The following is a 14178-nucleotide window of genomic DNA, read 5'->3' as shown; positions in this document are numbered from 1 at the left end:
CCTTAAGACAAACGTCTGTCCTTCCGCAGACGCTGAGGCGTTGTACCATAGGCTTCCTTAAAGGTCTTTAAAAATACTTTGTAATTTGTAATTCCATGCTTGTCCATGAGAAAGGTAATGCTTTCTTCAGAGTTCACCAGATCCTGGTAAAAGTGCATCAGCCGGATCTGATTTACATAGGTAAAAAAGGTATGACCGGTATATTTTTTAAAAAGTCTGCAGAAGTGTTCCGGGGTGACGGAAAGCAATTCTGCGGCGGCCGAAATGGAAATGTTCTCGCGGTAATGGGCTTTTGCATAGTTCATGACTTTTTCAATCCGTTCCAGGTCACGTCTGTTCCGGCTTAAGAACTGCGGGCTTACAGTCATTGAATTTTCCGTATATAAAAGATATAAAAGGCGATAGAGCTGAGCCAGAAACAGAAGGTGGCTGCCCCTTGCTGCTTCCTCATGAAGCCGGTACATTTCCCGGAAAATCTCCGCCAGCCGGTGGCTCAGGCTTTCCTTCTGTGAGGAATGGGGAAGGTATTCGGTAAAACGCAGGCCTTCCCACTCCTGACTCAAACGTTCCAGATGTGCCGGAGGGATCTGAAGGAGACAGTATTCACCGTCGTGATGGGAGTGGGTGTAATGAATATCCCGGGGATTCACCAGCAAAATATCGCCTGGCTGCAGACTATAGGAGGAATCATTAATGTAAGCGGTCATGATTCCTTTCGCAATAAAAAGTATTTCAAGATGCTCGTGCCAGTGTGCAGGGAGCAGCTCGTCCGATGTGTTCACATAACAAAAATAAAGCTGGATGAGATCATCATCAAAAATCGTTTCATGGGATATTTTCATTCGCAGCCTCCAAATATATCAAGATAAACAATAAATTATAGTAGAAATATACTTTATTTTTCAAAAAATATCAAGATTAACCTATAAATATAGCAATATTATATCTAGCGGAACAAAGCGTATCTGCGTACAATAATGATACAGATAAGCATACCAGGATGCCCAAAAACATGGGCAATAAGGAGGAAATGCCGAAGGCATACCAGGATGCCCAAAAACACGGGCAATAAGGAGGAAATGCCAAGGCATACCACAATGCCCAAAAACATGGGCAATAAGGAGGAAATTTATGAATAAGTGGACAAGAGTTTTATATCAGCCGAATCGTCCCTTAAAGGAGGACGGCTACGTAACTGCCAGCAAAGAACACATCGCCCTTTCCAAAGAAGCTGCCGGAGAGGGTATGGTTTTACTGAAAAATAATGATCATTTACTGCCGCTGAAAAAAGGTGCGAAAATCGCCCTTTTCGGAAAAGGAAGCTTTGATTATGTAAAAGGCGGCGGAGGAAGCGGCGATGTGACTGTTTCCTATGTACATAACCTGTACGATGGCCTGAAGATGCAGGGAGAACATGTAGACATATATGAGCCTACGGCAGATTTTTACCGGGAAAATGTAAGCCTTCAGTACAAAAACGGCGCTGTACCAGGCATGACGGAGGAGCCTGAGCTGCCACAGGAAATCATAGAGGGAGCACATGCCTTTACCGATACGGCGATTGTTGTGATCAGCCGCTTTTCCGGGGAGGGCTGGGACCGCTCCAGCATAGAATATAACGGGGAATACAATCCCTGGGAAAACGAAGTGAGCATGCCCCGGGTTGCCGGAAAAATTTTTCCGGACGGTGATTTCTACCTGACTGCAGAAGAGAAGAAAATGATTGCCCGGGTTGAAGAAAAATTTGAAAAGATTGCAGTTGTTTTAAATATCGGTGGAATGGTGGACACTTGCTGGATCAAAAATGATGACAGGATTTCCTCAGTCCTTGTAGCATGGCAGGGTGGTATGGAAGGCGGCCTCGCTGCAGCAGAAATCCTCTGCGGAAAAGTGAATCCGTCAGGAAAGCTTGCAGATACCTTTGCAGCAAAGGTGGAGGATTATCCGTCTGCGGAAAATTTCCATGAATCCGTTCATTATGTGGATTATACGGATGATATTTATGTGGGCTACCGTTATTTTGAAACCATTCCAGGGGCAGCAGACAAGGTAGTCTATCCTTTTGGCTATGGTCTGTCATACACGGATTTTGATGTGAATATCAAAAAAGTCTGGGAAGAAAATGGGCAGATCAAAGCCCGGGTTGAAGTAACCAATACAGGAGACGTTCCGGGAAAAGAGGTAATCCAGCTTTACTACAGCGCGCCGCAGGGTATCCTGAAAAAGCCGGCCCGTGAGCTTGCTGCTTTTGCAAAGACAAGGCTTCTGGAAGCAGGTGAAAGCCAGATGCTGACGCTTTCCTTTGCAAAAACAGATATGGCTTCCTATGATGACCTTGGAAAAATTACAAAATCCGCTTACATTCTGGAAAAGGGAGTCTATGAATTTTACATAGGAACCTCCATTCGTGACGTGGAAAAGGCTGATTTTGCATTGAATGTTGAGAAAGATACCGTAACCCGCCAGTTAAGTGCAAAGTTGGTTCCATCCAGTCTGAAAAAACGTATGCTTTCCGATGGAAGCTTTGAGGAGCTGCCGCAGTGTGAGGGAAACGACCCGAATGCCTGTGTGCTTGAGAAAATGATTCCTGGTACGGAGGAGGCGCTGGAGCCGGAAGTACCTATGCGGGGGCGGAAGCTTTGCATGAATTCGTACAAGGAAGGTGTAAAACCTTTTATCCAGGTGGCAGAGGGAAAAATCACTCTGGATGAGTTTATGAGCCAGTTGAGCGATGAGGAACTGCTCCATCTTTTGGGCGGGCAGCCGAATACGGGAGTGGCAAATACTTATGGCTTTGGAAACCTGCCGGATTACGGAGTTCCCAATGCAATGACTGCGGACGGTCCTGCAGGGCTTCGTATCGCGCCGGAATGCGGCGTATGCACTACAGCATGGCCCTGTGCAACATTGCTGGCATGTACCTGGAATACAGAGCTTGTAGAGCTGGTGGGACAGGCAGGCGCAGAGGAAGTTAAGGAGAATAACATTGCCGTATGGCTGACTCCTGCTGTGAATATCCACAGAAATCCGCTGTGCGGAAGAAACTTTGAGTATTATTCCGAGGACCCGCTGATCTCAGGAAAAATGGGAGCTGCTATGGTGCGCGGCATCCAGTCCCAGCACATTGGCGCAACGGTGAAGCATTTCGCTGCAAATAACAAAGAGACAAACAGAAAGCACAGCGATTCCAGAGTCTCCGAGCGCGCTCTTCGCGAGATCTACCTGAAGGCATTTGAGATTATTGTAAAAGAGGCAGACCCATGGGCGATCATGTCATCCTACAATGTGATAAACGGTCACCGTGCTTCCGAAAATCGTGAGCTTTTGGAGGACGTTCTCCGTGGGGAATGGAATTTCCGCGGCATGGTCACAAGCGACTGGTGGACCAGAGGGGAGCACTATAAGGAAATCAAGGCAGGAAACGATGTGAAAATGGCGACAGGCTTCCCGGAAAGGGTCAAAAAGGCCATGGAGCTTGGTGAATTGGACAGAGCTGATTTGGAGCGCTGCGCAAGACGGGTGCTGGAGTTGCTCTTAAAGATTGACTGATAAACAGCCGATACAGATACATACGAAAAAGTACAAAGTCCGCCGGATAAATCCAATCCGGCGGACTAAAAACATTCTTTTGTTAGCTTTGGGCTTAAATCAAGCTCTGATTTTTTACAAGCATTTCCCGAATCACATTCTGTGTATAAGCCCCCACATGCTTCTTATCTTCTTTATCCAATTCATCCACATAAATGGGCTTGCCGTATTCGATCACCACATGGCAGGCCTTCACCTTCGGAAAATGTGCTTCCCAGATGTTTGCAGAATTACTGATGGCCATGGGAATAATGGGGCATTTTGCCCTGGATGCGATCTTGAAGCTGCCTTCGTGGAAGGGCAGCAGCTCCGTTTCATCCGGGTTTTCATTCCGCGTTCCCTCCGGGAAAATGCAGATGGAAATGCCGGATTTTACTTTTTCAATAGCCTCCAGAATGGTCTTTAAGCCCTGCTTGATATCCTTCCGGTCAAGAAACAGGCAATGGAGCCGTTTCATCCAGGTGGAAAGCAGCGGAACCTTTTCCAGCTCCTTTTTTGACACATAGCCGGTGCGGATGGGGCAGCGTGGATAGGTCAGGGGAATGTCAAAAAAGCTCCGATGGTTGCCAATATACAGCACAGGTGTGTCCTTGGGGACGTTTTCTTCACCGATCACCGTTACTTTTACGCCGGACACCCACACGACTGCGCGGAATACTGCCTGGACGATCCGCAGGGAACTGATTTCTTTTGCCATGGGGGAGAACTTTCCAATGATCCATTCTATAAGAAGAATGGGGATGGACAGAATTAAGAAGCCCACCACGACGATCACACATAATAAAAACCGAATCATACATATATCCTCTCGTCTTCCGACAAATTCACGGCTGACAGCCAGAGAAAATGTCTGTTAAAAACATTATACGGAATTTTATAAATAGTTGCAATAAATCTTTTTCCTGTCACATAGAATAAATACTAAGTAACGGATGGTTACTGTTTATGCGAACGGTAACAGCGGATAGGGGTGCACGATGAAAAAGGCAATATCCCTGTTCTGTATGGCTGCTCTGGCGGTAATTTTCCTCTGCGGATGCCAGATCATCCGGATTGAGGAGGAACCGAGGCAGCCGTTGGAATACGAGCTGGTGAAACAGGACGATATTCCAAGGGAGCTTTACGCCCTCATCGGGGAAAAGAAGGCAAAGGAATTCCAGCTTACCTACCAAAGCGGGGAAGAGCTTTATCTGATAAAGGGCTATGGGCGGCAAATGAGCGGAGGCTACAGCATTCAGGTGGAGGAACTGGGGCTGACGTCCAATGCTGTGTTTTTCAGGACAAAGCTGATAGGCCCCACGGATCTGGGCGAAGCCGGAGGTGAGCCGTCTTATCCGTATATTGTCATAAAAACCGCATACAGAAAAGAAACCGTGCAATTTGAATAGGAATTTCAGAAAAGGAGAATGCAGCCGTGGAATTAAGAAAAGAAAGTGTTCAGATGCTTCGTGTAAAAAGCCGGGCTACCAGCCAGGTGACCTTTGATGTGGATTATAATGTGCCGGATGCAAAACCGGACATTGGAAGGATGATCCAGAACAAGGGCGATGTCTCCATGGATGAGGTACACTTAAGCGAAGGCAAGGCCTTTATTAAGGGAAGTCTGAATGTAGATCTGCTTTATGTGGGGGAAGAGGAAGGAAAAGTCTACAGTTTATCTGCAAAACTGCCTTTTGATGAGACTTTGAACCTGGAAGGCATCGTAAGCGGGGACAAAATGTGCTTAAAGTGGGAGATCGAGGATCTGAGCGTTCACATCATCCACTCCCGGAAATTAAGCATAAAGGCCATTGTCACTTTTTTTGCCGTAGTGGATGAGATGGCGGTAATTCCCCTTCCAGTGGAAATCAATGAGGAGAACATTTCCGTTCAAAAGAAGAAAGTCCGGCTTATGAGCCTGATGGTACATAAAAAAGATACGCTCCGGGTAAAGGATGAGATCACGCTGGCGTCTAACAAGCCGAATATTTCCGAACTGCTATGGTATACGATTGAAGTAAGGGGACTTGATTTGCGCCCGGAGGATAATGTGGTGAAGGCAAAGGGCGAGCTGTTTGTGTTTGCGCTGTATGTGGGGGATGATGAGGGCAATCCGCTTCAGTGGCTGGAGTATTCTCTGCCCTTTAACGGAGAGGTGGAGTGCACAGGTTGTACGGAGGAAATGATCCCCAATATTGAGGCTTCCATTATGCACCAGGGCATTGAGGTGAAGCCGGATGCAGATGGGGAAGAGCGTATGCTGGTGGCGGATGTGGTATTGGAGCTGGATATGAAGCTTTACAGGGAGGAAGAGCATGATCTGATCCTGGATGTTTACACACCGCTTAAGGAGTGTATTCCTCAGGGAAAAGAGGAAGCACTGGAAAGCCTTCTGGTGCGGAATTTTTCTAAATGTCGTGTTTCGGACCGGATTGAGGTAAAGGAGACACAGGGAAAAATCCTGCAGATCTGTCACAGCCAGGGGCGTGTAAAGGTTGATAAAACCCAGATCGTGGACAATGGGATCCAGGTGGACGGAATTGTCCATATGAAGGTTTTGTATATTATTGGAAATGATGATATGCCGTTTTATTCCATGGAGGCCATGGTACCCTTTACCCATGTAGTGGAGGCGAGAGGCATTACCCCTGAGAGTACCTTTTTCCTCCAGACGGATCTGGAGCAGCTTTCTACCACCATGGTGGACAGTAACCAGATCGAGGTGAAGGCTGCGGTGAGCCTGAATGCACTGGTATTGAAGTGTCATAGGGAAATGATCATCAGCAAAGTGGATGAGCAGCCTCTGGATATGAAGAAGATCCAGGCTATGCCGGGGATTACCGTATATATGGTAAAGCCCAGGGATACCATGTGGGATATTGCGAAACGCTTTTATACGACTGTGGAGGAGGTCTGTGCGCTGAATGAGTTGCAGGATGAGGAGGTTGTGCCGGGACAGCCGCTTCTGCTTGTGAAAAAAGTGGAAAGTTAAGAAAAGGATAGAACAATTTTTTTCCAAATCTTTGCGCCAGCAGGTGAAAATGAATAATTCCGGGAAGATTGAAGAAATGTTCATATTGTTATATACTTTTTGTAAATAATAAGCGTACACAAGGAGGAACACAAAATATGAAAGAATTTAGTTATGTTGTAACAGACCCGGAAGGACTTCATGCAAGACCTGCAGGAATCCTGGTAAAAAAATGCGGAGGCTACAAATCCACAGTAAAGATCACCAAGGGAGCAAAGACGGCTGACGCGAAAAAAATCTTCGGAGTGATGGGAATGGGCGTAAAGAACGGAGAGGAAGTCACCCTTTCCATTGAAGGCGAGGATGAGGATATTGCTGCTGTTGAGCTGGAGGCATTCTTTAAGGAAAACCTTTAAATTCAGCCAAAAATCAAAAATAACCGCGAAATTTTGACCATCAAAAAACCTCCGGGCCTGTGTAGGAGCCGCGGAGGTTTTTTGATTCAAAAGAGGGATTCAAAAGTGAGTAATTGGCAATTTTGTTATCTGGCGTTTTTGTAAATCTGTACTACATCGTCTTTATATAATGTCTGGAAGAAACCAACATGTCCGCCGCCAGTAGCGACACATTTCTCAGCCATCTCGTCAATCTGTTCGTCAGTAGGCTCAACACCAAGCTCACGGAGGTTGGTAGGCATTCCGATCACACTGCACCAGTCTTCCCATGCTTCGATACCGCGGAGTGCAGTAGCCTCCACATCCTGGAAGTTTTCCGGAACATCGAATACACGAACTGCAAACTGTGCAAATCTTGCAGGGTTTGTCTTGTATACATATCTTGCCCAGCTTCCCCAGATCGCGCAGAGACCGGCGCCGTGAGCTACGTCGAACATACCGCCAAGCTCATGCTCAATCTTGTGGGAGGCAAAGTCAGCAACACGTCCAGTACCTGTCAGACCGTTGTGGGAAAGGCTTCCAGCCCACATCAGAGTAGCGCGCGCTTCATAATCATCCGGAGTCTTAACTGCAACCTTTGCAGCCTCGCGGACCGCAACCAGAAGGCCCTCTGCCATACGGTCAATAAGGTCCACATCCTTGGTATTGGTGAAATAACGCTCCATTGTGTGCATCATAATATCAGAAGCGCCGCTGGCAGTCTGGTAAACCGGAAGGGTATAGGTAAGCTCCGGATTCATGATGGCAAATTTAGGACGTGCGCAGTCATGGTTATAGGAGCGTTTCAGCCAGCCGTCCTCAATGGTAATGACCATGGAGTTGCTTGTCTCAGAGCCGGTAGCTGCAATGGTAGAAATACAGCCAAGAGGAGCAATCTTATCAGTAGTAACCTTTCCGAGAAGAAGATCTTCCAATTCAAAATCATTTACCAGACCATAGGCGATACCCTTTGCGGTATCAATAGCGCTGCCGCCTCCGATTGGAAGAAGGAAATCAACACCTTCCTCTTTACAAATACGAATACCTTCTTTTACAAGTCCGAGATGAGGATTTGGAACAACGCCTTCCAGATCTACATATTCAATGCCTGCTTCTGTCAGACTCTGATGTACTCTGTCCAGAAGTCCGTTCTTTTTCAGATAATCTCCGCCGTAAGGAATCATAACCTTATGACCGCCCCAGGCCTTTACCTCTTCTCCAGCCTTCATTTCAGCACCTTTTCCAAAGATAACTTTAGTGGGAGATTGATAATCAAAATTAATCATTACAAAATACCTCCTTATAGAATATGGATTATTTGATTTACCGCCTGCTGTGATTATGGTAAGCGGCAACTGTTTGTTTTCTGGCACTTATTATAGGGGCTTTTTTTCGAAATGAATAATCGTAAAATTGCACCAAGTTAGTGCAACCAAATCCTAAAAAGTGCAAAAAATCGGTCTAAAATGGCAAATTCATTCTGGAAAATGGGAAAATGATGCAATTTTGGCGAAATATACATGTAAAATTGCACAAAACCGGATGTTAAGAATTGGGATACTATGATATATTTTACTAAATTGCACCAAGTAATTCCGTTAAGGTGAAATTAACTGATTTGAAAAAGGCAGGTATGAGCAGATATAATTGGCTCAAACAGCAAGGAAAGGTGGTCAAATGTTTTTAACAAGAGAAAAGAAAATTCTAAATATGCTCTTAAAAAATGATAAGAAATACACCACATCCCAAATTGCTGCGGAACTTAAAGTAAGTCCCAGGACAATCAAGGCGGACATCAAGAAGATCAACCAGGTGCTGGAGAAACATTCCTGTGTGATTCAGACGAAACAGGGAGTTGGCTTGTGGCTGAATTGCGATGAAGAGGGAGAAAAGTATTTAAAGCTTGCCTTATATGAAGACAAGGATGCTTACATTTCCCAGGACATCAGGAAGTATTATATCGCGGCGGAATTGCTTCTATATAATGAATACACTTCCATGGAAGCCATCGCAAACAGATTGTACGTCAGCAAGGGAACCGTTGTAAATGATCTCAATGAGCTGGAACGCTTTTGGGAAAAATTCGGGATCACTTTTATTAAAAAAGTGAAATACGGAATTAAAACGGAAGGGACGGAAACACAGATCAGGCGCGCTTTAACCCACGCGCTGAAAAGATCCACAGGTACAGTGGGAAAGCTGTCGTTGGAAAAACTCCAGTCACAACTGGAGATGGTGGATATCAATGATTTGAAGGAAGTGATCGAGGAAACCGAGAACCGATTTCATTTTGTATTGACGGATGTTTCCTTTAATGAATTTTTGATACAGCTTGCAGTATTGGTGGCGCGGGTGGAGAACGAATGCTTCACAGATATGGAGACTGTGTCGGAACAGGAAAGGCGCGAATGGTTTGTGAGCCATTTCCTGAGAGAGCGGATTTCCGAAAAGATTGAGCTGGAAATACCGGATGCAGAGCTTTCCTATTTAGTTGCCTGCCTGCAGGGATTAAGATTTCAGGTACCTATGGTCAAGGTCAAAGAGCAGAAACAGGCACGGGCAAGAGAACCTGAGATGTTTGATTTCATGATGGAGCTTATCCGGGATATTGATGTGAAATACCATTTGCAGTTGGAAGCGGATGAGGACTTAGCCGTTGCACTGTTTGACCATCTGGAATGCATGGTTCACAGAATACAGAGCAAAATGTATCTGCAAAATCCCATTCTGGATTCCGTGAAAAAGGAAATGTTCTATGAATATGAAATCGCTTCCTATCTGATCTCAAGATTCAGCACACGGTACGAGATTGAGGCAACAGAGGATGAGATTGGTTACATTACCTTTCACATTGGTGCTTCCATTGAAAGGCAGAAGGAGAAACAGAAGAAGCAGCCCAGAGTTACGATCGTGTGCATGACAGGAATCGGTACTTCGCAGTTTATTTCCGTAAAGCTGAAGCGGCTCTTTCCGGATATTGTCATTGAAAGGACTATTTCCGGAAACAAGGTCGATGAACTGAAGCCGGAGGATCAGGATATTGTGGTTTCCACGGTTCCTCTGTACAGCGACACATTGGACATCGTTCATGTTTCCCCGGTGTTGTCTGATGAGGATGTACGCAGGATTGAGCGTCACCTTAACAGAAAAAACAATACGGATACAGAGAAAAAGGCATACAGCAATGTGAAAGGTTTCCTTCATGAGGAAACGACCATCCTGAATTGTGACCTGAAATCAAAGGAAGAGGTCATTGAGCTGCTGGGAGGCAGGATGCTCCGGGAAAATTATGTGGATGAAAATTATGTACCTTCTGTATTTGAAAGGGAAAAGCTTTCGGAAACAGCAGTAGGAAAGCTGGTAGCTATCCCGCATGCTTTTGAAGGACACATCCGCAAACAGTGTATCGGGCTGCTCACCCTGCAAAAGCCCATAACCTGGGGAAATGAGAAGGTACAGATTGTTTTCCTGCTGGCGCTGGAGTCAAAATCTGAAAATAATTTCCGGGGAATCTTCGAAGATATCCTGGATATGACAAAGGACATGAAGGCAATCGAGCAGATTTTGAAAGCGAGAAAGTATTCTGAGATAGAAAATTTGAAATAAAGAAATACATATTAAGCGAAAGAAAGGAACAAAGCGTATGAATATTGCGGACATGATTGACGAGAAGCTGGTAAGCTTTGGCTTCGAGGCTGCCAACAAAGACGAAGTGCTGAAGGGCGTAGGCAAGATGATGTACGACGCAGGAAAAGTAACAGACCTGCAGAAATACATTGACGGACTCTATCAGCGGGAAGAAGAGTTTGCCACAGGAATGGGAAACGGCGTTGCTATTCCCCACTGTAAATCAGATTGTGTGAAGGATGCGGCATTTACTCTGGTGAAGCTGAAAAAACCAGTAGAATGGGGGTCACTGGATGACCAGCCGGTTGATTACGTAATTATGCTGGCAGCACCCAATTCTTCAGACAATATACATCTGAAGATGCTTTCCCAGGTAGCAGCAAACCTGATGGATGATGATTTCAGGGAAGGTCTTAAGGATGCAACTGACGTGGGTCAGATCATCGATATATTTAATAACAGGAAGGAGGAAGAGTAATGTTCTTAGTAGCAGTATGCAGTTGCCCGGTAGGCATTGCCCATACATATATGGCAGCCGCCAATTTAAAGAAAGCAGCAAAGAAAAAAGGCATCGAGATCAAGGTGGAGACACAGGGAGCCACAGGCGTGGAGGACGAGATCACCAAAGAGGATCTGAAAAGAGCGGATGGTGCCATCATCGCAAGCGATGTGAAAATTAAAGGAATGGAACGGTTCGAAGATGTTCCTACTATGAGCTTTAAGGTAAATGAACCTATTAAAGACGCAGATGCAGTAATAGAAGAACTTGTGGAGGCATTAGGATAATGGCTGAGATTAAGAGAAAAAAACAAAAAAGTACAGGCGTTATTGTTAAAGACGCAATCATGACAGGTATCTCTTACATGATTCCTGTAATCGTAGGCGGCGGTGTTATCACTGCTATTGCAAAAATGATGGGAGGCTACAATATTGGTGCTGATGCAGCCAATATGGAAACTCTCGCACAGGTTATTTTCACGATCGGTAACAACTTGTTTAACTTTGCAGTTCCGTGTCTTGCAGCATTTATCGCATATGCGATTGCTGATAAACCGGGTATTGCACCAGGTTATGCGATGGGTGTTCTGGCTGGAACCATGAAAACCGGTTTCGTCGGCGGTCTTGTAGGTGCATTGCTTGCAGGCTGGTTTGTTCTTCAGATGAAAAAGATCAAGGTACCCAAGGCTTTACAGGGTATCATGCCCATCATGTTCATCCCTGTGATCACAACACTGGTTGTTGGTCTTGTAATGTGGTATATCATCGGTGTTCCGATCGCAGCTTTGATGGGTATTATCACCGGATGGCTGACCGCACTGAACAGCGGTTCCAGATTCCTTCTTGGTGCAGTGATCGGTGCTATGATCGCATTCGATAACGGTGGTCCGATCAATAAGACCGCAGCTCTGTTCGTAAACGGTCTGAATGCAGACGGATTCTTTATCCCGACTTCTGCTAAAATGTGTGCAGGTATGACTTCTCCGCTGGGTATTGCAATCGCAACATTCCTTGGCGGCAAAAAGAAATTCACTGACAGTGAGAGAGAGCAGGCAAAATCCCTTGTTATTCTGTCCTGCTGCTACGTTCAGGAAGGTGTAATTCCATTCCAGTTAAAAGACCCAGTAAGACTGACAGCATGTATCTGTATCGGCGGTGCTGTAACAGGTGGTTTATGTATGGCACTTGGACTTGAATCCCCGGCTGTACACGGTGGTCTGTTCTCCGTTGCCATGACCTCCAATCCGCTGCTGTTTATCGGTCTGTGGCTGCTGGGCGGCTGCATCACAGGTGTTCTGTATGCAATCGTGAAGAAACCGCTTCCGGAAGACTATGTAGACGACGATATGGACAACCCACTCCTGGGATAATTATTGGACTACAGGGGCTGCTGCAGAAAAAACTCCTGCAGCGGCCCTTTTAAAAACAGAGGAGGAAAAAATATGTACGTTTCAATGAAGGAAATGCTTCTTCATGCACATAAAAATAATTACGCAGTGATGGCTATCAACTGTGTGAATATGGAGCAGGCAAAGGCAATCATCCAGTCAGCAGCGGAGGAGCATTCCGCAGTTATCATCAACATTTCTCCGAGACAGATGAAAGCCCATGGACACGGAGATATCCTGGCGCCCATGATCAAAAACATGGCGGAAAAAGTAAATGTTCCGGTTGCATTCAACCTGGATCATGGCGCAACCTACGAGGATATCACAAAAGCAATAGAGTATGGTTTTTCCAGTGTTATGATCGATTCTTCAAGCTGCGAGTTTGAGGAGAATGTGAGAAGGACTCAGATGATCGCAAGCCTGGCACATGGAAAAGGACTTTCCTGTGAAGCAGAGCTCGGACATGTGGGACTGGCAAGCCAGGCTGATAACAGCAAGCTGGATTTATATACAAACGTGGAGCAGGCAAAGGAATTTGTGGACCGGACTGGCTGCGACTGCCTTGCAGTTGCCATTGGAACTGCCCATGGAAGCTATCCGGAAGGCTTTGTTCCGAAGCTTGATTTTGAACGTCTGAAAGAGCTGAAGGCAAGACTGGATATGCCGTTGGTACTTCACGGCGGAAGCGGTGCAGGTGAGGAGAATATCAAAAAAGTGGTTGCCTGCGGAATCAATAAGATCAATGTTTGCACAGACCTGTTCAAGCACGCAAGACTTGCAACAGCAAAAGCGCTGGAGGAAAACCCCAACATCGATTATATGGACCTGTGTATCGCAGCCCAGAATGCAATGAAAGATTTCATCAAAGCATACATGAGACTGATTGGTTCCAGCGGACGTTATACCTTCGAAAAAGACAACGGACCGGAGCTTGACTGATACGATAGTAAAAAAATGACAGCGTGAACAGCTACAGGAGGAACGCGAGTTATGTCAGTTTGGAGTGAAGTTATCATAGGGTTTGCTCTTGTAGCAGGCACGTATTGGCTGGTAAAGACGATTTATTACTGGAGCCGCTTCAGAAGAAGCATTCATATAGAAATATATTCTAGTTTTATAGAATATTCCATGAGAAAGAAAAACATCAGCAGATTATCCGAAAGCTATTATTTCAGGTCTGAGTTCGGAAAGCACAGGATCTTTTACCAGCTTGCTCAGGCGAAAAACGAAAAGGTTCCCCAGGCTTATGTGATCCTTACGCTTTCCAGCGGAATTTATGTCCTGAACGTGAAAAACCAGGCCGGAAAGATTTTTGCAAAGCAGACCGGGGATTTCAAACAGATATATACGGAAAAGAGAAAACGTGGCGAAGCACCGAAGGAGCATCAGTATCTGCTGAAAAATCCTATGGATGAGAGCCGCTATTTTGAGAAAAAGCTTACCGCAAAGCTGGGAGAGACAGGCATTCCGGTGAAATCGCTGGTGGTTTTCCCGGAAAACAGTGAGATTATCTGGGAAAAGGGAAATGCCGGGGAGATTCCGGTTCTCCAAAGAAAGCAGATGTTCGGATGGATCAAAAAGGATTTTGAGGCAAATCAAGGCAGGCTTACAGAGGCAAAGATAGATGAAATCTACCACAGACTTGCAGACGAGTCCATTGAAGCAGAAAAGAATATGTAACTGAGAAGGTGTA

The 14178-nt window shown here is 45.6% G+C and carries 13 protein-coding genes; 10 read left to right on the top strand and 3 right to left on the bottom strand.

Translation table 11 applies throughout. The features are described from left to right. Nucleotides 1-2 precede the first annotated feature (2 nt). Complete coding sequence (locus tag ACESZH_RS09310; protein ID WP_373214627.1) at nt 3-842, bottom strand: AraC family ligand binding domain-containing protein; 840 nt, start codon at nt 840-842, stop codon at nt 3-5. A 289-nt stretch (nt 843-1131) separates the two neighbouring features. Here ACESZH_RS09310 and ACESZH_RS09305 point away from each other — a divergent pair, with 289 nt between their 5' ends. Then, nucleotides 1132-3549 (top strand): glycoside hydrolase family 3 C-terminal domain-containing protein, encoded by a 2418-nt coding sequence (locus tag ACESZH_RS09305; protein ID WP_373214629.1) that lies wholly within the window; start codon nt 1132-1134, stop codon nt 3547-3549. Between the two features lie 94 nt (nt 3550-3643). On the opposite strand, the gene ACESZH_RS09300 is transcribed toward ACESZH_RS09305, so the two are convergent. After that, nucleotides 3644-4384, bottom strand: coding sequence for a lysophospholipid acyltransferase family protein (locus ACESZH_RS09300; RefSeq protein WP_373214630.1), 741 nt, complete (start codon nt 4382-4384; stop codon nt 3644-3646). A 181-nt stretch (nt 4385-4565) separates the two neighbouring features. Here ACESZH_RS09300 and ACESZH_RS09295 point away from each other — a divergent pair, with 181 nt between their 5' ends. From ACESZH_RS09295 to ACESZH_RS09285, 3 genes are all read left to right on the top strand, one after another. Continuing rightward, nucleotides 4566-4976, top strand: a complete 411-nt coding sequence (locus tag ACESZH_RS09295) for a protease complex subunit PrcB family protein (protein ID WP_373214632.1) — start codon at nt 4566-4568, stop codon at nt 4974-4976. Nucleotides 4977-5002: 26 nt separating this feature from the next. Further along, complete coding sequence (locus ACESZH_RS09290) at nt 5003-6559, top strand: SPOCS domain-containing protein (protein WP_373214634.1); 1557 nt, start codon at nt 5003-5005, stop codon at nt 6557-6559. Nucleotides 6560-6696: 137 nt separating this feature from the next. Beyond that, nucleotides 6697-6954, top strand: coding sequence for an HPr family phosphocarrier protein (locus tag ACESZH_RS09285; protein ID WP_373214636.1), 258 nt, complete (start codon nt 6697-6699; stop codon nt 6952-6954). A 125-nt stretch (nt 6955-7079) separates the two neighbouring features. On the opposite strand, the gene ACESZH_RS09280 is transcribed toward ACESZH_RS09285, so the two are convergent. Then, the gene (locus ACESZH_RS09280; RefSeq protein WP_373214638.1) at nt 7080-8258 is read right to left on the bottom strand and encodes an iron-containing alcohol dehydrogenase; all 1179 of its coding nucleotides are present in this window, start codon (nt 8256-8258) and stop codon (nt 7080-7082) included. 391 nt (nt 8259-8649) lie between these two features. On the opposite strand from ACESZH_RS09280, the gene ACESZH_RS09275 reads away from it, so the two are divergent. From ACESZH_RS09275 to ACESZH_RS09250, 6 genes are all read left to right on the top strand, one after another. Continuing rightward, complete coding sequence (locus ACESZH_RS09275) at nt 8650-10578, top strand: transcription antiterminator (protein WP_373214641.1); 1929 nt, start codon at nt 8650-8652, stop codon at nt 10576-10578. A 37-nt stretch (nt 10579-10615) separates the two neighbouring features. Next, nucleotides 10616-11077, top strand: coding sequence for a PTS sugar transporter subunit IIA (locus tag ACESZH_RS09270; protein ID WP_373214644.1), 462 nt, complete (start codon nt 10616-10618; stop codon nt 11075-11077). Next, a complete protein-coding gene (locus ACESZH_RS09265) occupies nt 11077-11385 on the top strand; it encodes a PTS fructose transporter subunit IIB (RefSeq protein WP_373214645.1) in 309 nt (102 codons plus the stop codon). The genes ACESZH_RS09270 and ACESZH_RS09265 overlap by 1 nt, the downstream gene beginning before the upstream one ends. Then, on the top strand, nt 11385-12467 hold the full coding sequence (locus ACESZH_RS09260; RefSeq protein ID WP_373214647.1) for a PTS fructose transporter subunit IIC: 1083 nt from the start codon (nt 11385-11387) through the stop codon (nt 12465-12467). Before ACESZH_RS09265 ends, ACESZH_RS09260 begins: the two co-directional genes overlap by 1 nt. Before the next feature lie 72 nt (nt 12468-12539). Continuing rightward, nucleotides 12540-13424: a ketose-bisphosphate aldolase gene (locus ACESZH_RS09255; RefSeq protein ID WP_373214648.1), complete on the top strand. Its 885-nt coding sequence runs from the start codon at nt 12540-12542 to the stop codon at nt 13422-13424. Nucleotides 13425-13475: 51 nt separating this feature from the next. After that, nucleotides 13476-14165 (top strand): nuclease-related domain-containing protein, encoded by a 690-nt coding sequence (locus ACESZH_RS09250; RefSeq protein ID WP_373214650.1) that lies wholly within the window; start codon nt 13476-13478, stop codon nt 14163-14165. The last annotated feature ends 13 nt before the right edge of the window (nt 14166-14178 follow it).

This window comes from Ruminococcus sp. 5_1_39BFAA (genome assembly GCF_964240875.1).
In the GTDB taxonomy this organism is placed as follows: domain Bacteria; phylum Bacillota; class Clostridia; order Lachnospirales; family Lachnospiraceae; genus Blautia_A.
Note: the sequence above shows the minus strand (reverse complement) of the source record. Positions and strands in the feature narration are given on the sequence as shown.

What these genes read in the sequence shown, in the direction of transcription:
- ACESZH_RS09310 (WP_373214627.1), bottom strand. Translation starts at nt 842, where the DNA reads ATGAAAATATCCCATGAAACGATTTTTGATGATGATCTCATCCAGCTT.
- ACESZH_RS09305 (WP_373214629.1), top strand. Translation starts at nt 1,132, where the DNA reads ATGAATAAGTGGACAAGAGTTTTATATCAGCCGAATCGTCCCTTAAAG.
- ACESZH_RS09300 (WP_373214630.1), bottom strand. Translation starts at nt 4,384, where the DNA reads ATGATTCGGTTTTTATTATGTGTGATCGTCGTGGTGGGCTTCTTAATT.
- ACESZH_RS09295 (WP_373214632.1), top strand. Translation starts at nt 4,566, where the DNA reads ATGAAAAAGGCAATATCCCTGTTCTGTATGGCTGCTCTGGCGGTAATT.
- ACESZH_RS09285 (WP_373214636.1), top strand. Translation starts at nt 6,697, where the DNA reads ATGAAAGAATTTAGTTATGTTGTAACAGACCCGGAAGGACTTCATGCA.
- ACESZH_RS09280 (WP_373214638.1), bottom strand. Translation starts at nt 8,258, where the DNA reads ATGATTAATTTTGATTATCAATCTCCCACTAAAGTTATCTTTGGAAAA.
- ACESZH_RS09275 (WP_373214641.1), top strand. Translation starts at nt 8,650, where the DNA reads ATGTTTTTAACAAGAGAAAAGAAAATTCTAAATATGCTCTTAAAAAAT.
- ACESZH_RS09270 (WP_373214644.1), top strand. Translation starts at nt 10,616, where the DNA reads ATGAATATTGCGGACATGATTGACGAGAAGCTGGTAAGCTTTGGCTTC.
- ACESZH_RS09265 (WP_373214645.1), top strand. Translation starts at nt 11,077, where the DNA reads ATGTTCTTAGTAGCAGTATGCAGTTGCCCGGTAGGCATTGCCCATACA.
- ACESZH_RS09260 (WP_373214647.1), top strand. Translation starts at nt 11,385, where the DNA reads ATGGCTGAGATTAAGAGAAAAAAACAAAAAAGTACAGGCGTTATTGTT.
- ACESZH_RS09255 (WP_373214648.1), top strand. Translation starts at nt 12,540, where the DNA reads ATGTACGTTTCAATGAAGGAAATGCTTCTTCATGCACATAAAAATAAT.
- ACESZH_RS09250 (WP_373214650.1), top strand. Translation starts at nt 13,476, where the DNA reads ATGTCAGTTTGGAGTGAAGTTATCATAGGGTTTGCTCTTGTAGCAGGC.